The sequence below is a fragment of the Paenarthrobacter nitroguajacolicus genome, assembly GCF_031455195.1.
Lineage (GTDB): Bacteria > Actinomycetota > Actinomycetes > Actinomycetales > Micrococcaceae > Arthrobacter > Arthrobacter nitroguajacolicus_D.
In genome coordinates this window covers 400,024-424,407 of sequence record NZ_JAVDSH010000002.1, presented here as the reverse complement: position 1 = coordinate 424,407, position 24,384 = coordinate 400,024, and the positions used below count along the sequence as shown (strand labels likewise).

22 protein-coding genes and 1 tRNA gene are annotated in these 24,384 nt (G+C 62.9%); 11 read left to right on the top strand and 12 right to left on the bottom strand.

The genetic code is table 11. From position 1 onward, the window contains the following. The first annotated feature begins 80 nt into the window (after window positions 1-80). The gene (gene trhA / locus J2Y68_RS05750; protein ID WP_309990886.1) at window positions 81-722 is read left to right on the top strand and encodes a PAQR family membrane homeostasis protein TrhA; all 642 of its coding nucleotides are present in this window, start codon (window positions 81-83) and stop codon (window positions 720-722) included. On the opposite strand, the gene J2Y68_RS05745 is transcribed toward trhA, so the two are convergent. The 3 genes from J2Y68_RS05745 to mca are packed head-to-tail and all read right to left on the bottom strand — an operon-like array spanning window position 719 to window position 4,163. Then, window positions 719-2,893, bottom strand: a complete 2,175-nt coding sequence (locus J2Y68_RS05745) for a thioredoxin domain-containing protein (RefSeq protein ID WP_309990883.1) — start codon at window positions 2,891-2,893, stop codon at window positions 719-721. The two genes, trhA and J2Y68_RS05745, sit on opposite strands and share 4 nt — an antisense overlap. After that, entirely contained in the window at window positions 2,871-3,197 is a 327-nt protein-coding gene (locus J2Y68_RS05740) for a hypothetical protein (RefSeq protein ID WP_309990880.1), read from the bottom strand. The genes J2Y68_RS05745 and J2Y68_RS05740 overlap by 23 nt, the downstream gene beginning before the upstream one ends. A 60-nt stretch (window positions 3,198-3,257) precedes the next feature. Next, complete coding sequence (mca, locus tag J2Y68_RS05735) at window positions 3,258-4,163, bottom strand: mycothiol conjugate amidase Mca (RefSeq protein WP_309990877.1); 906 nt, start codon at window positions 4,161-4,163, stop codon at window positions 3,258-3,260. 87 nt (window positions 4,164-4,250) lie between these two features. Between mca and J2Y68_RS05730 the strand changes: the two genes are divergently transcribed. Next, the gene (locus tag J2Y68_RS05730) at window positions 4,251-4,709 is read left to right on the top strand and encodes a DUF4307 domain-containing protein (protein WP_309990875.1); all 459 of its coding nucleotides are present in this window, start codon (window positions 4,251-4,253) and stop codon (window positions 4,707-4,709) included. Between the two features lie 152 nt (window positions 4,710-4,861). Then, window positions 4,862-5,356, top strand: coding sequence for a transcription elongation factor GreA (greA, locus tag J2Y68_RS05725; protein ID WP_211713125.1), 495 nt, complete (start codon window positions 4,862-4,864; stop codon window positions 5,354-5,356). Between the two features lie 70 nt (window positions 5,357-5,426). Here the strand turns inward: greA and J2Y68_RS05720 are convergent, their stop codons facing one another. The 4 genes from J2Y68_RS05720 to J2Y68_RS05705 all read right to left on the bottom strand — a co-directional run bounded on the left by J2Y68_RS05720 (window position 5,427) and on the right by J2Y68_RS05705 (window position 9,595). Then, complete coding sequence (locus tag J2Y68_RS05720) at window positions 5,427-6,035, bottom strand: rhomboid family intramembrane serine protease (RefSeq protein WP_309990870.1); 609 nt, start codon at window positions 6,033-6,035, stop codon at window positions 5,427-5,429. A 24-nt stretch (window positions 6,036-6,059) separates the two neighbouring features. Next, complete coding sequence (gene ilvA / locus J2Y68_RS05715) at window positions 6,060-7,298, bottom strand: threonine ammonia-lyase (RefSeq protein WP_211713122.1); 1,239 nt, start codon at window positions 7,296-7,298, stop codon at window positions 6,060-6,062. A gap of 3 nt (window positions 7,299-7,301) precedes the next feature. Then, window positions 7,302-8,582, bottom strand: coding sequence for an AI-2E family transporter (locus J2Y68_RS05710; protein ID WP_309990867.1), 1,281 nt, complete (start codon window positions 8,580-8,582; stop codon window positions 7,302-7,304). 62 nt (window positions 8,583-8,644) lie between these two features. Then, on the bottom strand, window positions 8,645-9,595 hold the full coding sequence (locus J2Y68_RS05705) for an aldose 1-epimerase family protein (protein ID WP_309990866.1): 951 nt from the start codon (window positions 9,593-9,595) through the stop codon (window positions 8,645-8,647). A 99-nt stretch (window positions 9,596-9,694) separates the two neighbouring features. On the opposite strand from J2Y68_RS05705, the gene galT reads away from it, so the two are divergent. Genes galT through J2Y68_RS05690 form a run of 3 tightly spaced genes read left to right on the top strand, consistent with a single transcriptional unit; the run spans window position 9,695 to window position 13,295 of the window. Further along, the gene (galT, locus tag J2Y68_RS05700) at window positions 9,695-10,843 is read left to right on the top strand and encodes a galactose-1-phosphate uridylyltransferase (RefSeq protein ID WP_309990863.1); all 1,149 of its coding nucleotides are present in this window, start codon (window positions 9,695-9,697) and stop codon (window positions 10,841-10,843) included. Continuing rightward, the gene (galK, locus tag J2Y68_RS05695) at window positions 10,840-12,000 is read left to right on the top strand and encodes a galactokinase (protein WP_309990860.1); all 1,161 of its coding nucleotides are present in this window, start codon (window positions 10,840-10,842) and stop codon (window positions 11,998-12,000) included. Before galT ends, galK begins: the two co-directional genes overlap by 4 nt. Window positions 12,001-12,056: 56 nt before the next feature. After that, window positions 12,057-13,295: an acetyl-CoA C-acetyltransferase gene (locus J2Y68_RS05690; RefSeq protein WP_309990856.1), complete on the top strand. Its 1,239-nt coding sequence runs from the start codon at window positions 12,057-12,059 to the stop codon at window positions 13,293-13,295. Window positions 13,296-13,362: 67 nt separating this feature from the next. Here the strand turns inward: J2Y68_RS05690 and J2Y68_RS05685 are convergent, their stop codons facing one another. Next, window positions 13,363-14,271, bottom strand: a complete 909-nt coding sequence (locus tag J2Y68_RS05685; RefSeq protein WP_309990853.1) for a Bax inhibitor-1/YccA family protein — start codon at window positions 14,269-14,271, stop codon at window positions 13,363-13,365. A 354-nt stretch (window positions 14,272-14,625) separates the two neighbouring features. Here J2Y68_RS05685 and J2Y68_RS05680 point away from each other — a divergent pair, with 354 nt between their 5' ends. The 5 genes from J2Y68_RS05680 (at window position 14,626) to J2Y68_RS05660 (ending at window position 19,728) form a co-directional block, all read left to right on the top strand. Further along, on the top strand, window positions 14,626-16,023 hold the full coding sequence (locus J2Y68_RS05680) for a branched-chain amino acid ABC transporter permease (protein WP_309990850.1): 1,398 nt from the start codon (window positions 14,626-14,628) through the stop codon (window positions 16,021-16,023). Window positions 16,024-16,032: 9 nt separating this feature from the next. After that, complete coding sequence (locus J2Y68_RS05675) at window positions 16,033-17,001, top strand: branched-chain amino acid ABC transporter permease (protein WP_211713111.1); 969 nt, start codon at window positions 16,033-16,035, stop codon at window positions 16,999-17,001. Continuing rightward, window positions 16,998-17,981, top strand: a complete 984-nt coding sequence (locus J2Y68_RS05670; protein ID WP_257368706.1) for an ABC transporter ATP-binding protein — start codon at window positions 16,998-17,000, stop codon at window positions 17,979-17,981. Before J2Y68_RS05675 ends, J2Y68_RS05670 begins: the two co-directional genes overlap by 4 nt. Continuing rightward, window positions 17,978-18,748 (top strand): ABC transporter ATP-binding protein, encoded by a 771-nt coding sequence (locus tag J2Y68_RS05665; protein WP_309990844.1) that lies wholly within the window; start codon window positions 17,978-17,980, stop codon window positions 18,746-18,748. The genes J2Y68_RS05670 and J2Y68_RS05665 overlap by 4 nt, the downstream gene beginning before the upstream one ends. Window positions 18,749-18,843: 95 nt before the next feature. Continuing rightward, entirely contained in the window at window positions 18,844-19,728 is an 885-nt protein-coding gene (locus J2Y68_RS05660) for a phosphotransferase family protein (RefSeq protein ID WP_309990841.1), read from the top strand. 84 nt (window positions 19,729-19,812) lie between these two features. Here the strand turns inward: J2Y68_RS05660 and J2Y68_RS05655 are convergent, their stop codons facing one another. The 4 genes from J2Y68_RS05655 to J2Y68_RS05640 all read right to left on the bottom strand — a co-directional run bounded on the left by J2Y68_RS05655 (window position 19,813) and on the right by J2Y68_RS05640 (window position 24,378). After that, window positions 19,813-21,171, bottom strand: a complete 1,359-nt coding sequence (locus J2Y68_RS05655; protein ID WP_309990838.1) for an ABC transporter substrate-binding protein — start codon at window positions 21,169-21,171, stop codon at window positions 19,813-19,815. A 381-nt stretch (window positions 21,172-21,552) separates the two neighbouring features. Then, a complete protein-coding gene (locus J2Y68_RS05650; protein ID WP_309990835.1) occupies window positions 21,553-22,110 on the bottom strand; it encodes a hypothetical protein in 558 nt (185 codons plus the stop codon). Window positions 22,111-22,384: 274 nt separating this feature from the next. Further along, window positions 22,385-23,347 (bottom strand): RES domain-containing protein, encoded by a 963-nt coding sequence (locus J2Y68_RS05645; RefSeq protein ID WP_309990832.1) that lies wholly within the window; start codon window positions 23,345-23,347, stop codon window positions 22,385-22,387. A gap of 957 nt (window positions 23,348-24,304) precedes the next feature. After that, window positions 24,305-24,378, bottom strand: a tRNA-Leu gene (locus tag J2Y68_RS05640). Window positions 24,379-24,384 lie beyond the last annotated feature (6 nt).

Below are 24,384 nucleotides of genomic sequence, written 5' to 3'. Positions count from 1 at the left end.
CCGGTGCAGTCCCCAGTCAAATTCCATCCTGCATCGGTTACCCTGCAGTAACTTACCGGAACGTAAGTTATTCTTGAACCATGGCTGAGCTCCTCGAAACCAAGCCCCTCTGGCGTGGGTGGATCCACGCCGTCGCTGCTCCTTTCGCGCTGGCTGCCGGGATTCTTTTGGTGGCAGTCGCACCCACTCCGGACCGCAAGGTCACCTCCGCCATCTATGCGCTGACTGGATTCCTGCTCTTTGGCGTCAGTGCCGTCTACCACCGCGGCAACTGGTCGCCCCGGGTCAGGATGATCCTCAAGCGGCTGGACCACACCAACATCATGCTGGTAATCGCGGGCAGCTACACCCCATTGGCCTGGTCCCTCCTGGGCCGCTCCGAGGCTGTAACCCTGTTGTGGCTCGTGTGGTCCGGGGCGATCGTCGGCGTGCTCTTCAGGATTCTCTGGACACACGCTCCGCGCTGGCTGTACGTCCCCGTCTACATCGCGTTGGGGTGCGGAGCCTTGTTCTACCTGCCGCAGTTTTTTGCGGCCAACGCCGCCGCGGCGGTCCTTATTTGCGTCGGTGGTGCGCTCTATATCGCCGGGGCCGTGTTCTACGGCATCAAGAAGCCGAACTTCAGTTCCACCCACTTCGGCTTCCATGAGCTCTTCCACGCCTTCACGGTGCTGGCCTTCGCGGCACACTTCATCGCCATCATGATGGCGGTCCTGAGCTAACTGGCGGACTGACTGCTTGAAGCCATCGCCGCCAGCCGCGCCAGTATCGCCGGCACGTCGCCCAGGGGCCGTTCACACACCATCCCGTGGCACAAGTAGACCAACGGTTCCCCTTCCGGGCCTCCGGCCCTCTGGAGCAGCAACGGAACGTCGACTATGCCGCCCTCCGGGGACGCGCCGTCGGGGTCCGGCTGCAAAGCGACCACCAGCCCGGGGCTGGGCGACTTCAACAGCGCCAGGTGCAGTTCGCGCCGGAGGGGTGATTCAGGACCTGCGACTGCGGCCTCCACCGGCCCGGCCAGGGCGGCTTGGGCGGTGGCCAGCAGCCATCCGGCAACCCGGGGCGCCTGGGTGGCCAGCGGCGGGAGCAAGCCCAGGATATTACCTCCCATGACCCGGTGATCGTGCGAGCCTGAGTAGGCGGCGTAGGACAGCAGCGCACCGGCGAAGGCGGAGGCGCCACTGGGCGTGGCGTTATCAAAAGGGTCAAGCGACGGGAGCTGGCCCTGCGCGTTGAATACCTGCGCGGACTCCCCTGTCGAGTCAGACAGGTTACCGTTTTCGGTGAACCGCGTGCAGGCAGCGCGAATGATGTCCTCCGCAGCCGCGTACCAGCAGCTGTGCCCCGTCACGGCGTACAGCGCAAGGAGACCGTCAGCGCAGAACGCATAGTCCTCCAGGAGGCCGCCGATGCCGCGCGCCTTCGAGTCGTGCGAAACGCGCACCAACTGCCGTGCCCCGCTGTCCCAGTGGACGTCGACCAGGTACCGGGCAACAGCTTCAGCGGCCTGCACCAGGTCCGGGCGGTCCAGGACTGCACCTGCCTCGGCAAGTGCCGCTACGGCGATCCCATTCCAGCCTGCCACCACTTTGTCGTCCCGGGCCGGCTGGCTCCTGAGGTCGCGGGCGGCGAGCAGCCGCGGGCGGACACGCTCCCAGAGCTGTGCCTCGGCGTGGGTCAATGATCGCCCTGGGTGCAGCGGGGATCCGAGGGTGGACACGGTCCCCCGCGCACCGATATTCATGATGGCAGCGACGGCCAGGGCATCGCCGGGCCCAAGGGCGTCCATCAGCGCCTCGTTGGTCCACAGGTAGGTGGCACCCTCGTGGTGCACGCCATCCACCACGGTGTCGGCGTCCAAGGACGATGCCAGGCCGCCGCCCGCGAGCAACAGCGAGTCCAGCATCCAGTCCGCGCACCGTGACGCGACAGCGGCGCCCTCCTCGGCCGTAAAGACCTCATCACCGCCCCGGCGAACCCAGTGTGCGTACACCCGCAGCAGCTGGGCGTTGTCGTAGAGCATCTTCTCGAAGTGCGGTACGGACCAGTCCGCCGTCACCGAATACCTGGCGAATCCACCGTCGAGCTGGTCGCACAGAGCCGAGCGGGCCATGCCGGCAAGGGCGCGTCCCGCCATGTCGCGCGCGGCGTCCGCCGTATCCGAAGGTACGGTCGAGTGCCGGATCAAGAACTCAAGCACCGCCGACGGCGGGAACTTGGGTGCGTTGCCGAAGCCGCCGGCGTCGGGGTCCTCGGAGCGGGCAAGAAGCCGGACGGCCTCGGCGAGAACCGCGGGATCCAGCAGTTCAGGAGGCCCGTCGAGCCGAACAGCCGCCGCCATCTGGGTGTTGGCCATGGTGGCTGCCAACCCCCTGGCGTTCTGTTCCACCCCATCGCGGCGTTCCATCCAGGCGTCATGGACAGCTTCCAGGACATTCCGGAAGGACGGCCTGCCGGGTAGCGGGGTGGGCGGAAAGTAGGTGCCCGCATGGAAGGCAAGGCCTTCCGGTGTGAGGAACACGGACATCGGCCAGCCACCCTCGCCGCTGATGGCTTGGGTTGCTGCCATGTACACGGAGTCGACGTCGGGCCGCTCTTCGCGGTCCACCTTGACCGGCACGAAGTGTGCGTTCAGGTAGTCGGCAATTTCCTGGTCCTCGAAGGACTCGTGGGCCATGACGTGGCACCAGTGGCAGGCGGCGTAGCCGATGGAAAGAAAGACCGGCACGTCGCGCTCGGCAGCGAAGGCGAAAGCCTCATCACCGAAAGGCCGCCAGAACACAGGGTTGTTCGCATGCTGCCGCAGGTAGGCAGAGGGCTCCGAGCCAAGGGCGTTTCCCGCCCCTGGCCAGTTGTGCCCGCCGGGGTCAGCGGGTCCCGGGTCCGGCATCGCCGTTCTCATCCGAGCGGTCGCCGGCTTGCGCAGGCTCACCGGCTTGCGCGGACTCGCCGGTTCCCGTGGGCTCGCCGGCTTCGGCAGCCAGGCGGGCTTCCTCCACCTGCGCCCGGTAGCGGACACGACGGATACGCCGCACCATGTCCACAATGAGGAACGTCGTGAGGATCACGATGAAGGCCGTCAGGACGAAGCCCCAGGTACCTGGCGTCACCTGATCCTCGGACAGGCCGGGCCGCAGCGTGCCCGTGGGATCGGGCGACGGGGTAACGGTCAGGGCGAGTAGCAAGTGGTGCACGTTCAAACCTTCTATGGGAGCTGATGCAATTTCTACGAGCGATAGAAACTACCGGCGTTCCTATCTTATCCCCGCGAAGAGGTCCTTCTCCGGCAGTTCGGAGGGGACCCGCGAGGTGACCAAGGTGTAGTCCTCCCATGGCCACACCGTTCGCTGCAGCTCCGGTGACACAGCGAAGAAGAACCCCAGCGGGTCGATCTGGGTCCGGTGTGCCCGCAAGGCGTCGTCCCTGGCCTCGAAAAAGTCCCCGCAATCCACCTGGGTGGTTGTCTGGTGCGCAGGGACCGGCGGGGTGTGGCCCTCGGCGTCGGCTTCCAGCCACGCAGCGAGCCGTTCGGCGTAGGGCGATTGCAGGCCGGCTTCTTCCAAGGCGAAGTGCAGGGCACGGAACCGTTCGGGGCTGAATGCGCGGTCGTAGTAGAGCTTGCTCGGGGCCCAAGGCTCCCCGAGTCCGGGGTACCGATCAGCATCCCCTGCGGCTTCGAAGGCTTCCACCGCCACCTTGTGGGCCATGATGTGGTCCGGGTGCGGGTACCCTCCATTTTCGTCATAACTCAGGATGACGTGGGGCTTGAAGTTCCGGACCAAGCGGACCAGCGGCGCCGTTGCCCGCTCCAATGGCTGCAAGGCGAAGCAACCCGCGGGCAGCGAAGGGAGCGGATCCCCCTCGGGCAGCCCTGAGTCCACGAAACCCAGCCACCGCTGCTTGATACCGAGGACGGCCGCTGCGTTGGCCATCTCCAGGCGCCGTGCACCAGCCATGTCGCGCTTGGGGTGCGGGGCATCCTCCATGGCCGGATTCTGGATGTCGCCGCGCGACCCGTCCGTGCACGTGGCAACCATGACGTCCACTCCAGCCGCGGCATACATTGCCATGGTCGCCGCACCCTTGCTGGACTCATCGTCCGGGTGGGCGTGGACGGCGAGCAGCCTCAGCTGCTGGTCGGAACTGCGGGACGCTGTCACGTGACGGCTCCTCTTTCGTGTAACGGGTTTGTGTAACGGGCATGCGGGGCGGTGAGCGGGCGCCGGGATCGGCACTAAACTGGATGGGTGACTTCAGAGGACCTATCGGCCACCCACGTACCGGCAAGCACCAGCCTAGCCAATCGCTACGGCGGCCAAAAGCACGCCATGACCCGCAAAACCAAGCGGATCATCGTCCTCGTGGCACTGATCGTGGGTATTGCGTTCGCGGCGTGGGTTGCTACGTCCTCGGCCCAAGCCCCCGTCACCTTCAAAGATATCGGGTACAGCACCGTGGATGGCACCCAAGCGGAAGTGGACTACCAGGTCACCAAATATCCCGGCGCAACAGCAAAGTGCGCCATCAAGGCCATGGATTCCAAGTTCGCCGTGGTGGGCTGGAAAGTGGTGGAAATCGGCCCCAACCAGCCCGAACAGAGCGCCGACGGCGGCCGGACCACTGCACAGCGTACCGTCCTGCGCACCGAGTCCCCGGCAGTTTCCGGCGTGGTGGACAGCTGCTGGATCGTGGACAGCGGAAAATAACAATCATGTGACCCACGACTCAAGCGGTTTGGGTTCGTCCAGAGGATTTACTACAATGGATGAAACCTTCACCCCGTTAAGTTGGTTACTGAGTTTCATGAGTGGCCACCTAGGCGGGGTCTTTTGCATTGTCAGATCAAGAGGAGAAATCCGTGTCTACCACCAACAGCGCCACTGCAGCTTGGCTTACCCAGGAAGCATTCGATCGCTTGACGGCTGAGCTGGACCACCTTTCCGGCGCTGGCCGGGCGGATATCGTCCAGAAGATCGAAGCTGCCCGCCAGGAGGGCGACCTCAAGGAGAACGGCGGCTACCACGCAGCCAAGGAGGAGCAGGGCAAGATTGAGGCCCGCATCCGTCAACTCACTGCACTTCTGCGCGATGCCCAGGTGGGCGAAGCACCTGCCGACGACGGCATCGTTGAACCCGGCATGCTGGTTGTTGCCCGCATCGCCGGCGACGAAGAGAAGTTCCTGCTCGGCTCCCGCGAAATCGCCGGGGATTCCGATATTGATGTCTTCAGCGAGAAGTCCCCATTGGGCGCCGCCATCATCGGCCACAAAGAGGGCGACAAGCTGAGCTACGTTGCCCCCAACGGTAAGGAAATCCCGGTGGAGATCGTTTCCGCGAAGCCCTACGCCGGCTAAGCTGCAACGCCTTTAACCAACGACGCCGGTCCGCCCCTTCAGGGGGCGGGCCGGCGTTTTCTGTGTTGGGTCAGAAGGTAGCGGCGGGTTGGGGTTTAGGGCGCAGGAGGACGGCGGCGATGACGCCACCAACAGCTCCGCCGAGGTGTGCCTGCCAGGAGATGTAGCCCATGACCGTGGGCAGCACTCCGAAAAGGATGCTGCCATAGGCCATGAAGAGCACCACGGACAGCAGGATCTGCCACCAGTTGCGGTTGAAGAATCCCCGCACCAGGAGGAACGCGAAAAGTCCGAAGACCAGCCCGGAGGCGCCCACCGTCACGCCTCCCCCACCGATAAGCCACACGGCCAGTCCGGAGCCCAACCAGCTGAACGCCAGGGCAGTGATGAACACACGGAACCCGGACATGAACGCCAGAAATCCGAAAATGATCAGCGGCAGCGTGTTGGACAGCAGATGGTTGAAGTTGGCGTGCAGGAGCGGAAACGTCAGGATGTCCAGAACGCCATCCAAGGTCCGGGAACGCAGTCCGAATGTGCGGTTGAGGCCATGAAGCATCAGCGTGTTGATGAACTCGATGACGTAGAGCAGGATCACGAAGCCGCCCATGAACAGCAGGCCGCCCTTCGCCCGCCCGGCCAACGATTCCTTAGCCTCTACCGGCGTCCCTTCGGGCATTCCGAGCACCAATGGCCCCCTCTGTCAGTGCACCACGATTGGCTGGAAGCCCTCGGCCCGCAACGCGCCGAGAACCTGTTCGCCATGTTCGTGGCCTTTGGTTTCCAGGTTGATGGTGATGGAGACATCGCCCATGCTGATGGATCCGCCCAGGCGGGTGTGGTCGAGTCCGGTGACATTGGCATCGTTTTCGGCGATGATCCGCGCGATGGTCGCCAGCGAACCGGGACGGTCGTCGAGCATCATGCGGACCGTCATGAACCGGCCGGCCGCCGACAGGCCGCGCTGGATCACCTTGAGCATCAGCATGGGATCGATGTTGCCACCGGAAAGCACGACGGCGGTGTTCCCCGGGTTTTCGATCTTGCCGTCCATGAGTGCGGCTACTCCGACGGCGCCGGCAGGCTCAACCACCATCTTTGCCCGTTCGAGCAGGAAGATCAGCGCACGCGCCAACGAGTCTTCGCTAACGGTGACGACGTCGTCGACCAGCTCCCTGATGATGCTGAACGGAAGCTGTCCCGGGCGGCCCACGGCGATACCGTCTGCCATGGTGGTGACCTTCTTGAGCGGCACCAGGGCATCGGCGGCAAGGGAGGGAGGGTAGGCGGCAGCGTTTTCTGCCTGGACTCCGATGACGCGGATTTCGCGGCCAAGTTCCTTAGCCCGCGCCTTGATGGCCACTGCCACACCGGCCAGGAGTCCACCACCACCGACACCCATGAGGATCGTGTCCACGTTGGGGATCTGGTCCAGGATTTCGAGCCCGATGGTGCCTTGGCCGGCCACGACGTCCACGTTGTCGAAGGGGTGCACGAACACTGCGCCGGTTTCGTTGGCGTAGCGTTGGGCCTCGGCGAGTGCCTCATCCACGTTGTGCCCGTGCAGGACCACTTCGGCGCCATGGCTGCGGGTTGCTGCCAGTTTGGGCAGGGCAACGCCGAGCGGCATGTAGATTCTGGCATTGATGCCAAGGCTCTTTGCGGCTACGGCCACGCCTTGCGCGTGGTTTCCGGCGGAGGCCGCCACCACGCCGCGCTTCTTTTCGTCGTCGGTCAGGCGGGCCATCCGGACGTAGGCGCCACGGACCTTGAAGGAGCCTGCACGCTGGAGGTTCTCACACTTGAAAAAGACGTTTCCGCCTACAAGGCTGCCCAACGCACGGGACGACTCCACCGGAGTCTTGGTAATAATGCCCTCGAGCAGCTCCTGCGCCTTGAGGACATCGTCCAGCGTGACGGGCAGGGTTTCGAGGGTATTCACTGACTATTCTCCTTTGTTGGTGTTGGCCGCAGGGTCCTCCACGGAGGTACTCCCTGAAACCTTGGTCTTTCCGCCGACGCCTTTGCCGGACCGGGATTGGAGCTTTTGGATGCCAATGTCCTTGAAGTTGGCGTCTGAGTCCGGACCCGCCGAAGCTGTGCCCGGCTGGAGCTCCACGCCGCCCAATCCTTCATCATGTTCCCACGTCCGGCCCGCAATGTAGCGAACTGCCGTGTTTACTACGGCGAGCAACGGCACTGCGAACAGCGCTCCGGGGATTCCGGCCAGGTAGGACCCTGCGGCCACCGAGAGGATTACTGCGACCGGGTGCAGGGCTACGGCCTTGCCCATCACCAGCGGCTGGAGGATGTGGCTTTCGAGCTGCTGGACAAGCAACACGATGGCCAGCATGATCAAGGCGTTGATGGGCCCGTTGGCCACCAGTGCCAGCAGCACGGCGATGGCACCGGTGACCAGGGCACCCACCACGGGGATAAAGGAGCCGATGAACACGAGCACTGCAAGGGGCAGGGCCAGCGGGACCTGGATGATGGCTGCGCCAACACCAATGCCCACGGCGTCCACGAAGGCAACGAACATCTGGATGCGGACGTAACTGACCATGGAGGTCCATCCGCGGCGACCGGCACCGTCTGTGGCCCGGCGCGCTGTCTTGGGCAAAAGACGGACCAGGAATCCCCAGATCCGGCTGCCTTCGAGCAGGAAGAAGATGAGGATGAACAGTGCCAGGACCAGGCCTGCCGCAAAGTGGCCGGCGGTGCTGCCGAAGGACAGGGCACCGCTAAGGATGCTGCTGCTGTTGTTCTGCAGCGCGTTGGCGCCATCGGCAATGTATTGGTCGATCTGGTCGGCCGTCAGGTGGAGCGGCCCATCTGCCAGCCACGTCTGGATCTGCTGGATGCCGGCCAGGGCCTCTTGCCAGAGCTCTCCGAAGCCGGATACCAGCTGCCTCCCCACAAGGGCCAGAGCACCGGCGATGACGCCAATGAAGCCCAGGACTGTGACGGCGACGGCGGCGCCGTTGGGCATACTCCGTTTGCGCAGCCAGGCGACCACCGGATAGAGCAGGCCGGCCAGGAGGGCTGCGACCATCACGGGAATAATGAGGAAGCTGACCTTGCCCAGCAACCACACGAGGGCGCCGATCATGAGCAGGATCAGCCCTGCCCGCCACGACCACGCGGCGGCAATACGCACCCCATAGGGGATGTCCTCGGCGATTTGGCGGTCAGAACGTGGTCTGGCGTCCGGTGTTGGCGTCATGAACCTATACTTCCGCAGCCCGCGCCGTATGGGAAACCGGACCGCGCCGCGGTCCGGTATGGCTAAAGGGACGCCGTGATGCCCCAGTTCATGGTGAATGCTTCGCCGGGGGCAAGCCAGCGCAATCCGTCGCCGCTGTTGAACGCGTTGGCCGGACCAGTCATGGGCTCTATGGCTACCGCCCTGGCGCGGCCCGGGAAGGTGTCGGTGACGAAGACGTGCACATACTGGCAGGCTTCATCCTGCTCCAGGCTCACGCTTCGGCCGTCTGCTGCCGTCAGCGTGTGGCGGGCCACACCGCCGTCGAACGCCAGGTCCGTCAGGGCGACGTCCACCAGCAGTCCGCCCACGGTGGGCCCTCCGGAAAAATCGAACTCCCCGTCCGCCGCAGCGGCGCTCCTTGGGATGAGCCGTTCATCGGCCACCAGGCGGGTGCCTGCGTGCACGGTCAGTGTCAGGTCCTCCGGTGCGACGTCACCGATGCGCAAGTAGGGGTGGGCGCCCAGGACGAACGGCAATGCGGATGGGGAGTCGTTGAGCATTGTCTGCGAGACACGGAGGTCCAGGGCTTCATCCAGCTCATACCGCACCTGGTGCCGAGCCAGGAACGGGTACCCGTGCTGCGGGAAGACAGTGGCTTCCAGGGTCACGGAGAATTCGGACTCGTCCACCAGCGTGTATCCGGTGTTCCGGAGGAGGCCGTGGCTGGCGTTGTTGCGGGAGGCTTCGGTGATGTCGAGCTGCTGCTTTTTCCCGTCGAGGTACCAGACGCCGTCTTCGATGCGGTTCGCCCAGGGTGCCAGGGTGATGCCTGTTGCGCCGGGCGGGATCTGGTGGTCGCCGTAGCTTTCGGTCAGCTGGGTACCGTTGCGGGAATAGAGGCGGAGGCCGGCTGCGAGCTCTGTGACCACGGCGAGCGCGTCGCCCCTGCGAAGCTCGAATTGGCGGCCAGTGGCGAAGCGGCGGGAGGCTGGCTGGTCGGTTTGGTCAGCGGGCGTTGGTGAGGCAGGCATGGCATTACCGTACTGCATAACGGATGCTCCCCACCGCTCGGCAATGTTTGCTTTTGTTAGAAACTATGCGTTTTTGGTCACTTGTGGAATGATGGATTCATGAGTCGCATCACCAGCACACGCCTCGCGGACAGCCGGGAGCTGATCTACTTCGACGACCCCGGAACCCCGGAGCGAACCCCCGGATCCGTGGTGGACCACCGCAAACTTCCCGCCCGGGGCGAACCGGGCGAAGTCAGGTACGACGCGTTGTCCGGTGACTGGGTGGCCGTAGCTGCCCACCGGCAGGCCCGGACGCATCTCCCGCCCGCGGACCAGTGCCCTATTTGCCCCACGACCCCAGCGAACCCGTCCGAGATTCCGGCCCCGGATTACGACGTGGTGGTCTTCGAAAACCGCTTCCCGTCGCTGGGACCTGCGGTGGGCGACATTCCCGCGCTTCCAGCACCAGGCTTCAGCGGCCACGGGGTCAAGGGAGCGGCGTATGGCCGCTGCGAAGTGGTGGCTTTCACCCCGCAGCACACGGGTTCATTCGCCGAACTGGGTGAAACACGCGCCCGCACCGTGATCGAGGCGTGGGCCCAGCGCACCGAGGCCCTGAGCGCACTGCCGGGCATTAAACAAGTGTTCCCGTTCGAAAACCGTGGCGCAGACATCGGCGTCACCCTGCACCATCCCCACGGCCAGATCTACGCCTACCCGTACGTGCCCCCCCGCGCGGCCCAGCTCGGCGCAGTCGCCCGTAAGTACTACGACGACGTCGACGCGAAGGAAACGCTGGGTGCCTCACTGCTCAAGGCCGAGCGTGACGATGGAAGCCGGATGGTGCTGGAGGCCAAGCACTTCAGCGCCTATGTACCTTTCGCCGCGCGCTGGCCCCTGGAAATCCATCTGGTGCCGCACCGGAGCGTCCCGGACCTGGCAGCGCTGACCGGGGAGGAGCGGGACGAACTGTCGCACGTCTACCTTGACCTTTTGAAGCGGCTGGACTCGCTCTACCCGACACCCATGCCATATATCTCGGCATGGCACCAGGCGCCGTTGGATCCGGTCCTGCGCCCGGCCGGCCAACTCCATCTGCAGTTGACCTCGCCCCGCCGCGCGGCCGATAAGCTCAAGTACCTGGCCGGCTCCGAAGCGGCCATGGGAGCGTTCATCAACGACACCACGCCGGAGGCCGTCGCCGAGCGGCTGCGCAACGTTGCCGCCCCGGCCTCCGCCGAAACCCTGGAAGGCACCCGAGCATGAGCACCACCACCGACACCAGCGCCCTCGCCTCCCGCTTCCAGGAAGTCTTCGGAGCCGCTCCTGACGGCGTGTGGCAGGCTCCGGGACGGGTGAACCTGATCGGCGAGCACACCGACTACAACGAAGGGTTCGTCCTGCCCTTCGCCATCGACAAAACGGCAAAGGTGGCAATGCGCGTCCGCGCCGACTCCACGGTGCGCCTGCTCTCCACCTTCGGTGGCCACGGCCTTGTGGAGGCTGACATCAACGCTCTGGAACCTGGCTCGGGCGAGGGCTGGTCGCGGTATCCGTTGGGGGTGGCCTGGGCTTTGCAGGAACGCGACGTCACCGTGCCTGGATTCGACCTGCTCCTCGACTCCGATGTTCCTTTGGGCGCTGGCCTGTCCTCTTCCCACGCCATCGAATGCGCGGTCATCACTGCCCTCAACGACCTGACCGGCTCCGGGTTCGCGGCCGAGGAACTGGTGCTCGCCACCCAGCGCGCCGAGAATGTTTTTGTTGGCGCACCCACGGGAATCATGGATCAGTCGGCCTCCTTGCGGGGAGCCAAGGGGCACGCGGTCTTCCTGGACTGCCGCGACCAGCACGTGGAGCTGGTCCCCTTCGATGCCGAGGCTTCAGGCTTGGTCCTGCTGGTCATCGACACCAAAGTGTCGCACTCCCACGCCGACGGCGGTTACGCCTCCAGGCGGGCGTCCTGCGAGTTGGGTGCCGAGATCCTTGGAGTCAAAGCACTGCGCGACGTCGGTGTGGAGCGTTTGGAGGAAGCGTCCGGCCTGCTGGACGAGACTACGCTTCGACGGGTCCGGCACGTCGTCACTGAAAACGACCGGGTCCTCCAAACGGTGGAAATTCTTGGTACGCAGGGTCCAGCCTCCATTGGGGCGCTCCTGGATGCCAGCCACGTCTCCATGCGGGACGACTTCGAGATCTCCTGCCCGGAACTCGACCTCGCTGTGGACACTTCCCGGTCCGCCGGCGCCATCGGCGCCCGCATGACCGGCGGCGGTTTCGGTGGCTCGGCCATTGCCCTGACCCCGGTGGGCCAGGAGCAGCAGGTGCGCGACGCCGTCGTGCGTTCCTTCGCGGACGCGGGCTTTACGGCGCCGGACATTTTCACCGTTACCCCGGCAGCCGGCGCCTTGCGCCTGGCCTGATGTCCACCTCGCTTGCGCCCGGATTCCCTCCCGGATGCCGGGCGTAAGCTGGGGCCATGGTTGAGGCTGTCATTGTTTCCACTGCAAGGAGTCCCATAGGCCGGGCCTTCAAAGGCTCGCTCAAGGACGAACGTCCGGACGACCTTGCAACCGCCATGGTCCAGGCGTCCCTGGCCAAGTTGCCCGACTTCGATCCGGGCGCCGATGACGGCCGGGGGCTGGACGACATCCTGCTCGGCTGCGCTGAGCCCAGCGGCGAGGCTGGCTCCAACATGGCACGGGTGGTTGCTGTCCTCGCCGGACTGGACCGTGTTCCGGCAGCCACCATCAACCGCTTCTGTGCGTCGAGCCTGCAAACGCTGCGAATGGCCTTTCACGCCATCAAATCGGGGGAAGCCCACGCGATCGTCTCGGCGGGGGTGGAGAGCGTGTCCAGGTACCAGAACTGGGCCGGGGCAGGCGAAACCGATACCGCCAACCACAACCCCCTCTTCGAGGCCGCCGCACAACGGACTGCAGCCCGGGCGGCCTCAAACATCCCGTGGACGGACCCCCGGCTGGGCGGCCGTTTGCCGGACATCTACATCTCCATGGGCCAGACCGCCGAGAACGTCGCCACCAGCTACGGCATCAGCAGGGCTGAGCAGGACCAGTGGGGAGTGCTGAGCCAGAACCGCGCCGAAGCCGCCATCGCCTCGGGGTTCTATTCCCGCGACATCACACCGTACACACGCCAGGACGGGGTTGTGGTGGACCGCGACGATTCGCCCCGGGCCGGGGTGACCCTGGAAGCGGTATCCGCGTTGCAACCCGTGTTCCGCGCATCAGGGACGGTGACTGCGGGCAATGCCTGCCCCCTCAACGATGGCGCCGCCGCCGTAGTGGTCATGAGCGACACCCGTGCCCGCGAACTTGGACTCCAGCCCCTGGCGCGGGTGGTTTCCACCGGCGTGAGCGCCCTCTCCCCCGAACTCATGGGCATGGGACCGGTGGACTCCTCGCGACGTGCACTCGCGTTGGCCGGCCTGACCATGGACGACATCGATCTGGTGGAGCTCAACGAAGCCTTCGCGGTCCAGGTTGTCGCCAGCGCCCGCGAACTTGGGATCGACCCCGCCAAGCTCAACGTCCACGGTGGTGCCATCGCGTTGGGGCACCCTTTCGGGATGACGGGGGCCCGAATGACCAGCACGCTGCTGAATGGCTTGAAGGAGCGCGACGGGACCTTGGGCCTTGCGACCTTATGCGTGGGCGGCGGCCAAGGCATGGCCGTGGTGTTCGAGCGCCTCAGCTAGCACGGAATACGAAAATGCCCCCGAACATTGTCCGGGGGCATTCTTGCATTTACTTGTTCCGGCGGCGTTAGTCGTCGCCGCGCAGAATTGCCAGCAGGCGGATGATTTCGACGTAGAGCCACACCAGGGTGACGGTCAGGCCGAATGCCGCAACCCAGGAATAACGTTCCGGGGCACCGGCGCGAACGCCTTCTTCGATGCTGGTGAAGTCCATGATCAGCGAGAAGGCTGCCAGGCCGATGGCCAGGATGCCGATGAAGACACCCAGGGGGATGCCCGCAATCGTGATGCTGGTACGCAGGCCGAAGGGCTCCTGCACGGCGCCGGTCCACATCATGACCAGGTTAATGAGCGCGAAGACCGCGTAACCGATGGTGGCGATCATGAAGAAGCGGACCATCTTGGGAGTCGCGCGGACCTTGCCGCTCTTGAACAGGACCAGCGTGACACCGAAAACAGCCAGGGTGCCGATGACTGCCTGCAGGCCGACACCCGGGTACATGCCATCAAGGATTCGGGTGAGGCCGCCGAGGAACAGGCCCTCGAGGCCGGCGTAAGCCAGGATCAGCGCGGGCGAGGGCTGCTTCTTGAACGTGTTGACGAGGGCCAGCACGAATCCGCCCAGCGCGCCAACGACCATCAGCATGGTGGAGAGAGCCGGGGCAACGAAGAGCGTTATGCCAGCACCGATGACCAAAACCACGAGGCAGGCGACGGTCTTCATGATGACGTCGTCATAGGTCATGCGACCGGTGTCGGCGGGGCCGGCAGCGGGCTGGTTGTACATCTGCTGCAGTTGCTCATTGGTCATGCTCTGCTGCTGGGCCGACCATGCGGCTTGACCGTCCATGACCTGCCCGGGCGCCCGGCCTGCAGGGTTAAACTGCTGGCCGTACGGATTTTGCGGTACAGGCGGGGCCTGCTTTGCTCCACGGAAATTCTTTCCGTTGAAGACTGGGTTTCCGCCAAGTGCCATTACGGGTGTCCTCCTGAAAAAGGGCTAAGTGATAGTTCACGGTACCAATTACCACGGCCGGGCGGCAGGGATAGTTCCCTTGTTCACGCAGCCGAAACGTAACCGTGACACGAAATTGGGACAGTGGCTGGCGTAGGCGTTCGGCCGAACGTTTAGTAACACCGTCAAACAACAAAGGTTTACTTAAGGAGTGCTACACCCTTAGTTGCCTCCAGCTTCACAGTTGTTACCTGATCGCGATCTTCGCGCCGCCCAACTGGGCATTTATTACTCGCCGCGAGCGGTAACATAGGCCACACATGGGTGACTTAGATCACAATCGAGGCAGCTAGGCAAGAACTGTTCACAAGCCCCATGACCGTTCGCACCGGCTGCAATGGCGCAGCCGGGACCACCCCCACTGTGGAGGTTTCCATTTTGAGAAGCACACTGCGCGACCCGTCCATCAGACGGTCCAAGGGACTGCAGAGAGTAGTGGGGGCGCTTTTCGCTTCCCTCATCGCTGTTCTGTTGATCGCCGCCCCCGCGGCGGAGGCAACCACCCCCTCGCCTTCGCCATCAGCAACAAATTTCCAGAACAACATCAGCGGGTTCCTCCGCGATGACGCCCGGGCGCCCATACCCGGCGTCAAAATCAAGGCCTCAGGTAATGGCTTCCAGGGTGAAGCCACCTCAGGAGCCAACGGAGCCTGGAGCATCGGCGTTCCCGTCCAGGGCACTTACACCGTCGAGCTGGATACCTCCACCTTGCCAGAGGGCATCAAGCTCGCTGAAGGCCAGGACAATCCCCGCGATGTCACCTTCAGCCAGACCTCCAACTTGTCGGTGATCTTCGCTTTTGGCAAAGGCATCGTGATCCAGCAACAGGACTTCGGCCAGAACCTGCTCAACCGCCTGGTCGCGGGCCTGAGCTTCGGCTTGCTCCTGGCCCTCGCCGCTGTTGGACTGTCCCTGATCTTCGGAACCACCGGCCTCACCAACTTCGCCCACGGCGAGATGGTCACACTGGGCGCGGTCCTGGTGTTCATGTTCAACGGTATGGGGCTCCCCTTCTGGCTGGCCATCCTGCTGGCACTGGTTGGCGGCGGACTCTTCGGCTACGTCCAGGACGCGGGACTGTGGCGCCCGCTGCGTAAACGTGGCTCAGGCCTGGTGCCCATGATGATCGTCAGCATCGGCCTTGCCTTGGCGATCCGGTACGTCATCCAGTTCTTCTTCGGCGGCGCCACGCAGCAGCTGCCCGGAGCCCAAAGCGCCGAAATCCAGATCGGGCCGGTGTCCATCACGCCGAACAACCTTTGGTCACTGATCATCAGTGCCGTGGTCATCGCGCTGGTGGGCATCGTCCTACTGAAAACGCGCCTCGGCAAGGCAACCCGCGCCGTGGCGGACAATCCCGCACTGGCAGCGGCTTCCGGCATCGACGTCGACTCCGTAATCAGGCTGGTGTGGATCGTTGGCGGTGTCCTTGCTTCCCTCGGCGGCATCCTGTGGGCGTACTACCGGCCAGGCGTCACCTTCGACATGGGCTCGCAGATCCTGCTTCTCATCTTCGCCGGTGTGACCCTTGGTGGCCTGGGAACTGTCTTCGGCGCACTGATCGGCTCGATCGTCGTCGGCGTCTTCGTGGAACTGACTACCGTGTTCGGCCTCCCCGCCGACCTCAAATACGTCGGTGCCCTGTTCATCATGATTGTTGTCCTTCTGTTCCGACCGCAGGGTATCCTCGGCCGGCGTGAGCGTGTGGGTTAGGAGCGGGCCATGGATTTCGGATTTATTCTCTCCAGCGCCCTTGGCGAACTTTTCAGTCCGACGACGGCGGCCTACGCACTTGCCGCTTTGGGCCTTGCGGTCCACTTCGGCTACTCGGGCCTGCTGAACTTCGGTCAGGCAGGTTTCATGGCCGTGGGTGCCTACGGCTTTGCCATCTCCACCCTGACGTTCAAGGCTCCGTTCTTCATTGGCCTATTGATCGCCATCTTGTGTTCGGTGATCTTCGCCTTCATCCTCGGCATTCCCACACTGAGGCTACGGGCCGACTACCTGGCCATCGTGACCATTGCCGCCGCCGAAATTGTGCGCTACGTCGTCACCACCAACCAGCTGACCAGCGTCACCGGTTCGGCAAACGGCCTGGCCGCCTTCGAGGGCGATTTCTACGCCATGAATCCTTTCCCCGAGGGCTCCTATATGGGCATGAACAATAGGGACTTCTTCATCCGCGTGGTGGGATGGGCCTTGGTCATCGTTTGCTGCCTGTTGGTCTGGCTCCTCATGCGCAGCCCCTGGGGCCGGGTACTGAAGGGCATCCGTGAAGACGAGAACGCCGTTCGGTCACTCGGTAAGAACGTCTACTCCTACAAGATGCAGGCGCTGGTCATCGGCGGTGTGCTCGGCGCACTTGCCGGCATGATCTTCACGTTGCCCCGCGGCGCTGTCCAGCCGTCCAACTACGGCACGGAGCTGACGTTCTTCCTGTGGACCTGCCTCCTCCTCGGTGGCATGGCCACTGTCCTGGGACCCGTCATTGGAGCCATGATCTTCTGGGTAGTGCTCTCCCTGACCCAGAGCCTTCTGTACGGCCTCATCGAATCGGGGGTCATCACTTGGCTTACCACCGTCCAGGCAGGCCAGCTCCGCTACATCCTGGTGGGTGTGGCCCTGATGCTCCTGATGATCTTCCGCCCGCAAGGCGTCTTCGGCAATAAGAAGGAGCTTGCATTCGCATGAGTGAAATGAACGAACAAGACATCGACTATATGACCGATTCGCGGCCGATCGCCGTCGGGGAGAACCTGCCCGGCTGCAAGAAGCGCGACCCGATCGTGGTGGCAGAGGACGTTACCCGTTCCTTTGGCGGCATCAATGCCGTGGACGTCGAGTACCTCGAAATTCCCCGCCACAAGATCACGGCCCTGATCGGGCCCAACGGCGCAGGCAAGACCACGCTGTTCAACCTGCTCACGGGCTTCGACACTCCCAACACGGGAAAGTGGCAGTTCGAGGGCAACAGCCTCGCCGGTGTTTCCTCCTACAAGGTGGCCCGTATGGGCATGGTCCGCACCTTCCAGCTGACCAAAGTGATGGGCAAGCTGACGGTCATGGAAAACATGCGTCTCGGCGCTGCCGACCAGCCCGGCGAACGTCTCTCCAAGGCCCTTTTCAAAGGCATGTGGGGTGGCCGGGAAAAGGAAATCACCGCCCAGGCTGACATCCTGCTGCAGAAGTTCAAGCTTGATGCCAAGAAGGACGACTACGCTGCGTCACTCTCCGGCGGCCAGCGCAAGCTCCTGGAAATGGCACGCTCGCTGATGGTCCGGCCCAAGCTCGTCATGCTCGATGAACCCATGGCAGGCGTGAATCCGGCCCTGACACAGTCGCTGTTGGATCACATCAAGAACCTCAAAGCCGAAGGCATGACCGTGCTCTTCGTTGAGCACGACATGAACATGGTCCGCCACATCGCTGACTGGGTGGTGGTCATGGCCGAAGGCAAGGTGGTGGCTGAGGGACCTCCGGGAGAAGTGATGAAGAATCCCGCCGTCATCGACGCCTACCTTGGCGCCCACCACGACGTCGATCTTGGCGACGCTGAAGGCATCAAGGAACTTGAAGCGGAACTCGTAGCCGATGACGAGTCGGTTGTCGGAACGGAAGATGCCGGCATTCTGTCCGACATCGAAGAACCCAAGAAGGAGGACGGGAAATGAGCAGTCCCGCTGCAATGCCCGCCTCGGCAGCCGCCCCGGCAAGCGATTCCGTCGTCAAAGTCACCAACCTGGTGGCGGGCTACATCCCGGGCGTCAACATCCTCAACGGCTGTAGCATCGAAGCACGCAAGGGCGAGCTGATCGGCATTATCGGCCCAAACGGCGCCGGCAAGTCCACCCTGCTCAAGGCCATGTTCGGCCTGGTGAAGGTGCACTCCGGCACCGTAGTGGTTCGCGGACAAGACCTCACAGGTTTGAAGGCCAACAAGCTGGTGACCCAGGGCGTGGGCTTCGTTCCGCAGACCAACAACGTCTTCGCTACCTTGACCATCGAAGAGAACCTCCAAATGGGCATGTTCCAGCGGCCCAAGGACTTTGCCGAGCGCTTCGACTTTGTCACCAGCCTGTTCCCGGAACTGGGCAAGCGGCGCGCACAACGCGCCGGTTCCCTCTCGGGTGGCGAACGCCAGATGGTGGCCATGGGAAGGGCCCTCATGATGGACCCGGCTGTCTTGCTGCTGGATGAGCCGTCGGCCGGCCTCTCCCCCGTCAAGCAGGACGAGACGTTCCTCCGCGTCCACGAGATCAACCGCGCAGGCGTCTCCGTGATCATGGTGGAACAGAACGCCCGCCGCTGCCTGCAGATCTGCGATCGCGGCTACGTCCTGGACCAGGGCAAGGACGCGTACACGGGTACGGGCCGTGAGCTCATGAAGGACCCGAAGGTTATCCAGCTGTACTTGGGCACCCTGGCGGACGAGGTCTAACCTCAAGCAACGCGGGGTCACATCCGGCCCATGTTGGGTTTCCCAACGGGCCGGATGTGACCCCGCGTTTTGCTGTTTGCTGGCATGCTGGACTGATGCCAGAGGGGATCACCGAAAGACAGCAGAGTATTTTGACGTCCTGGCTCGGCCGCTATGAGGTCGTGGTGGACCACTCCTGGCCCCTCCAGGACACCACCGTTCTGCAGGTGAAGGATGTCCAAGGACACCAGCTGATCATCAAGGCGAGCGAGACAAGCCATCACATCCGCCGGGAAATCGCAGCCTATTCCCGTGGGATGCCCGGTCTCGACGGCAGGGTCCCGGTGATGCTGCACGCCGCAGCCGACGCCGGACTGCTGGTCACCCGTTTCCTGCCGGGGACTTTGGTTGCGGGGACTCCCGCCGAACAGGAGCCGGAAACCTACCGGCAGGCCGGCGTCATCCTGGCCGCGCTCCACCAGCCGGCAGGTACGTCCCACAGCTACGTGCGGGCGTTGAAGACCAGGACGGGCTCCATCATTAAGCGAGCAGGCTCCCTACTCCCCCGGCAGACCCTGGAGCAGCTCACGGTGGCCCTCGATGGCATCGTGGCGGGCCCTGCTGAGCTGGTCACCACCCACGGCGACTACCAGCCCCGCAACTGGTTGACGGACGACGGCGAGACAAAAGTCATCGACTTCGGTCGGGCAGAGCTACGCCCTTGGGTCCACGACCTTGTCCGACTCAGCCATCAGCAGTTCTTGGGGCATCCGAGGCTTTCTGAGGCCTTCTACAAGGGCCTGGGAAGGACAGTAGAGTCCGGGCAGGACCGGCAGCTTTTGAGGCTGGAAAGCCTGAACCAGGCCATCGGCACTGTCGTCTGGGCACACGACGTCGGCGATCCGGTCTTTGAGCGCCAGGGCGTGGAAATGGTGGAACGCGTGCTCAACCACAACGCGGGGTCACTTACGGCCCATGTTGAGCCCCCACATATGCCGTAAGTGACCTCGCGTTGGAGTTAAAACAAACAGGCCCCCTTCCTCCGTGAGGAAGGGGACCTGTTGCGTCGCTACGGTCTCAAGAGTTTAGAGCTTGCCGAACTCTTCGCGGACCGGCTTGTAGGTGTTGTCATCCTGGTACTGGTAGATACCGATGTACGCCTCGGTGGGGTCACCGGCGTCGGAGAACGTGACAGGACCGGACTGGCCGTCGTAGTCGATATCCTTGCCCTGGCGGAGCAGGGTGACACAGGCTGCGAAGCTGTTGCACTTCTCGCCGCCTTCAGAGACTTCCTTGAGCTTGGCTGCGATGTCTGTACCCTTGGTGCTCTTGGCTGCCTCGGAGGCCAAGGCAATCAGGTTCACGGCGTCGTAGGATTCACCTGCGTAGCTGTAATCCTTCAGGGCCGGGTCGATTGCCAGCAGCTTCTTCTTGAAGTCATCCTTGGCGAACGTGCCGGGAATGGTTCCCTGCGCGCCCTTCAAGGTGCCCGGCTGGAAGTCCTTGCTGTAATCCGACGTGTTGCCGTCAACCATGAACAGCTGCGTGGGCTTGATGCCCTTGCCGGTGATCAGGGGGACGATGCTCTTGGCCTGGTCGAAGGTGATCAGTGCGATGGCGTCCGGCTTGGCGGCCAGTACCTTGTCCACCTGGCTGCTGAACTGGGAGTCACCTTCGTTGAAGAGTTCCTCGGCCACAACCTTGCCGCCAGCTGCCTCGAAGGCTTCCTTGACGTTCTTCTGCAGGCCGGTTCCGTAAGCGTCGTTGAGGACGATCATGCCAACGGTCTGGGCTCCACAGGTAGCCATGTAGTTACCGAGCACCTTGCCCTGCAGGACGTCGGACGGTGCAGTTCGCCAGTAGAGGCCCTTGTCGTCCCACGTGGTGAAGTCGGGCGACGTGTTCGCAGGCGAGAACTGGATGACACCGGCGCCAGTGATCTGGTTGATAACCGTCTTGGAAACGCCCGACGAAGCCGCACCGATGACAGCGCTGACGCCTTGGCCCAGGAGGGCCGTGGTGGACTGGGTGGCGATGTCTGTCTTGGTATCACCGGAGTCACGGTGAACAACCGAAACAGGGGCACCCAACACGCCACCGGCGTCGTTGACTTCCTTGATACCGAGGTTGACACCGGCGATTTCGGGCGGGCCAAGGAACGCCAGCGACCCCGTTGTCGGCAGGAGCGATCCAAGCTTAAGCGGCGTGGAAGTAGTGGTGGTCGAGGGAGGTACAGGTCCAGAGTTGGTGGCAGCCTGGCTGTTGCCGGCTCCCGCCCCCGCACTCGGCGCCGGGCAGGAGATTCCTGCTGCGGCCGCGGCGGATGAAGACCCAGTTTGGGTTGGCGTCGAAGACCCACCACAAGCTGTGGCCAAGAGGGCGACCCCAATGCCAAGCGCGGTTAGCTTGGCGGCTCGGGGCGCCGCCGGGGAAAGATCAAACATTCGTTGTCTCCTCGATCGAAAGGTGCGAACTGCCTTTGATGCGATTACTCAGGTGTTCCTGATTAAGACTCAAACTAATGCAATTGATCGGCGAACATAAGTGATTCAGGTCACATCCCTATAACACTCGTTGCCTGTGGGAAATCTACGAGGTTGCTGGGAAAGGGCACCGAACACAACACCCGCGTCGCGGAAGGGAGAAACAGCTCTCACCTTCCGCCGTGCCCCAGGTGGGACTCGAACCCACTTTAAGTCTGAGCTTTGGGGTTGCGAGGGGGTGCGCTGGGGTGCTTATTCGCCTAGATCACGGGGAACTCCGGTGCGCTGTGGTGCGCTGAAATGCGCCCGCGTTTGAATGATAGACACCAAATAGGCCACCAATCAGCCGGCGTTCGGTCGGTCCTGCCTCGCCCCCAGCCATTCCTTGACTGGACGGACGAACCACTGGTAGCACCTGAAGAAAACGCGCCGCCAGATGGAGTCCCTGTCGACTGAGTCAAGGTCGGAACGCATGGCCTCGAGGAGCCGCTCCAGCGCCAAGTTGAGAGCGTACCTATTGGTGATGTATTCACTTTTGCTGACAGCCTCGCGACAACGCCAGCGCTCCCCTTCGAGTCTGACGATCAGACCCCGCACCTTCCGGGATGCCACCAGATCTAACCTTGCGTTTGTTGTGTCAGTGATGTCCTTCAAGGGAACGGATTCTTCATCTGCCGCCATAGGTGCATCGTGTTCTTTGTCTAGAGCCCTGATCCATGCGTGGATCTGGCGGAGGAAGTTCGTATATGAGTCGATCTTCTGATTCCTCAGCCACTGCTCATGCTCTGTCGTCTTGCTCAGCCGAGCACCGATCCAAACGCCGGCCACAGTGCCTACTACCGCCGCAGCAATAGGCACAAGAAGCCACCACCACTGGCCCTGCCTTAGAAGTTCGTCCATCCCCTAAACCTAAGGGAAATAGGATTGGGTGCTTGGAAGTAAAGCTGAGCTATGAAAATCCCCAGGGCGAGCAGGGGCACGTCAGCGCGTTTGGTCATACCTACGAGGACGCGCTTGCCGTCGCTCGCAGCTTGGTCCCCGAGGGCTGCACACTCCTAGATATTCGCAAGGATTAGAGCAGCCCGGCCGTGCAGGCGAGACTCACTGTCTGCACAGTCCAGGACTCTGGTGGCGCTATATCTTCCAACGGAGCACGAGCCGAGGACAGCATCAGCTAGAACCAATGCGTCAAGGAACCGACACGTTCGTCTGTGAGGCGGCGCAGCCGTTCGCGGGGGCCAGGCTGATAGGCCCCCAGCAATTTGACCTTGGGCGTGCCCGTCGTCTCGTCATAGTCCAGCAGTTCGTAGAGGTGCGTTTCTTTATAACGAAGGGACTGGCGTCCTCTGGCGGGACGGAAACTGATGTTCCATCCACTGCCCGTGGGGTCTACTGTCGAGCGGAAAGCCCAGCCGGAACTCATCTGCTTGGGCATATCCCAGAACTCCAGCGCCAGCAACCTCGACAGCCTGTAAGGTTCGGGGTCATCACGTCCGGCTTTTGAGCTGAAGGACTCGTCAAGGAAGTCCTGAATGACCTGCAACTTGCGGCCGTTTTCCTCGCTGAGTCCAGGCATCAGCGGGGCAAATCCAACGACGATGGCGCTGAGGAGATCTTTAGCCTCGAAGCGGCTCATGGCAAACACATCTCCCACTTCGAAGCGGCACTCTGCCAAGGCCGTTCGAGGAGAAGCTAATGACGTGTACAGAATCGACTCTCCCGAGCTGTTCAAACGTCCCGCCCGTGAGACGTGCTCGGCCTTGGGTTCCCAGATGTCCGATGTCGTCCGTAACTGCTTGTCCTTGTCCTCTATCCAGCGGGCACGGAAGAGGTTGCTGCCGGCGGCGATCTCGATCTTGGTCCGAAGGAATGTTATTGATTGGCTCTTCTCGCCTAAGAGAATCGCGTATACGCCGTCCCGTAACTGAGTGTCCGAAAGCTCGTTCTGTGGACGGGATCGGAACGCATCGACACGGTGTTTCAGGTCCTCAACCGAGAAGCGAATGTACTGATGATCTAGGTTGCCGGGTCCCCCGCTTGCGGAACTTTTGGCCGGATCAGTGGCAAGGATGCCAAGGCCGCGCGCGACATATAGATCTCCAGCTGGAATGATCTCCGGCGTCAGGTACTCGTGCAATTGTTCTCCCCCATTTTTAGACCGAGTTCAAATTATCAGGGGCAGCCGGAAGGAACGGCAAGCGGCACTCAACGGCGCTAAGGCCCCCACCCTCCCGAAGGAGAGTGGGGGCTTTCGCTTTTTATCTGATCGGGGTGTTGCCATCGATGATTTTGGTTGCGGCGTTGGCGATGGTGCCCTCGCCGCCAATCTAGAGGTCTGCTACGGGTGCTCCGGTTTCGTGCTTGCCCTGCTTCTGCTGGATGTCTGTTGCGGTCTGAATGGCTTCGACGACGCGAGCTTCTTCCAGGCCTCGCGATAGGCAGTCCCGCAACGATGAACACGAGAAGCACCGCGGCAACCCAGCCAACGACGTTGAATAGGCCGTTGAGCCAAACCCAAATGCCAGCTATTACGACGTAGAAGAGGAAAGCCACAACGGATTTCTTCCGAGCAGACCATTGTGTCTGCTGAATGACAGCGATTACTGGCGGGGCGAAGAAGGCCACGGCCATGAGCCACAGCACTGGAGTGCCGTGCTTGGCGAGTGCGTCTAGGGCGGCCGGGTCAAGGCCAGGGACGATGGGGGGTCATTGGGTAATCTCCTTTGCTTCGATGACTGCAAGTTCTTCGGGCGTCGGTGCGCTCAGTCGCTTGAAGGTTCAAACCGAGGGGAGCTGTTTATTGATGGTTAGTGAGATTCGGCCTGTTATCGCACATGGGCCGGAGGGGTGCGCTCAGCACGCCGTCAGGGGGCATGACAAATGTGTTTGGCACTATCGCCAGGCGCGTTGAAATTGGCGGAGGCGAGGTGTGGGAAGTTCATTAGCCGGACGGAAGTTTGAGCCTTTGGTTTCACGCATCAAGCACTTAGACCACCAAATAGACCACCAAGCCCATCTTGGTTGGTCGAACTCGGGCAACAAAAAGGCCTCCGAATCCCTTAGTTCGCAAGGGATTCGGAGGCTTTTTTGTTTGTGCCCCAGGTGGGACTCGAACCCACAACACGCGGATTTTAAGTCCGCTGCCTCTGCCAATTGGGCTACTGGGGCGCCCGG

Coding starts and splice junctions, on each gene's coding strand:
- trhA (WP_309990886.1), top strand. CDS start 81: ATGGCTGAGCTCCTCGAAACCAAGCCCCTCTGGCGTGGGTGGATCCAC.
- J2Y68_RS05745 (WP_309990883.1), bottom strand. CDS start 2,893: ATGCCGGACCCGGGACCCGCTGACCCCGGCGGGCACAACTGGCCAGGG.
- J2Y68_RS05720 (WP_309990870.1), bottom strand. CDS start 6,035: ATGCCCGAAGGGACGCCGGTAGAGGCTAAGGAATCGTTGGCCGGGCGG.
- J2Y68_RS05710 (WP_309990867.1), bottom strand. CDS start 8,582: ATGACGCCAACACCGGACGCCAGACCACGTTCTGACCGCCAAATCGCC.
- J2Y68_RS05705 (WP_309990866.1), bottom strand. CDS start 9,595: ATGCCTGCCTCACCAACGCCCGCTGACCAAACCGACCAGCCAGCCTCC.
- galT (WP_309990863.1), top strand. CDS start 9,695: ATGAGTCGCATCACCAGCACACGCCTCGCGGACAGCCGGGAGCTGATC.
- galK (WP_309990860.1), top strand. CDS start 10,840: ATGAGCACCACCACCGACACCAGCGCCCTCGCCTCCCGCTTCCAGGAA.
- J2Y68_RS05690 (WP_309990856.1), top strand. CDS start 12,057: ATGGTTGAGGCTGTCATTGTTTCCACTGCAAGGAGTCCCATAGGCCGG.
- J2Y68_RS05685 (WP_309990853.1), bottom strand. CDS start 14,271: ATGGCACTTGGCGGAAACCCAGTCTTCAACGGAAAGAATTTCCGTGGA.
- J2Y68_RS05680 (WP_309990850.1), top strand. CDS start 14,626: ATGACCGTTCGCACCGGCTGCAATGGCGCAGCCGGGACCACCCCCACT.
- J2Y68_RS05675 (WP_211713111.1), top strand. CDS start 16,033: ATGGATTTCGGATTTATTCTCTCCAGCGCCCTTGGCGAACTTTTCAGT.
- J2Y68_RS05670 (WP_257368706.1), top strand. CDS start 16,998: ATGAGTGAAATGAACGAACAAGACATCGACTATATGACCGATTCGCGG.
- J2Y68_RS05665 (WP_309990844.1), top strand. CDS start 17,978: ATGAGCAGTCCCGCTGCAATGCCCGCCTCGGCAGCCGCCCCGGCAAGC.
- J2Y68_RS05660 (WP_309990841.1), top strand. CDS start 18,844: ATGCCAGAGGGGATCACCGAAAGACAGCAGAGTATTTTGACGTCCTGG.
- J2Y68_RS05655 (WP_309990838.1), bottom strand. CDS start 21,171: ATGTTTGATCTTTCCCCGGCGGCGCCCCGAGCCGCCAAGCTAACCGCG.
- J2Y68_RS05650 (WP_309990835.1), bottom strand. CDS start 22,110: ATGGACGAACTTCTAAGGCAGGGCCAGTGGTGGTGGCTTCTTGTGCCT.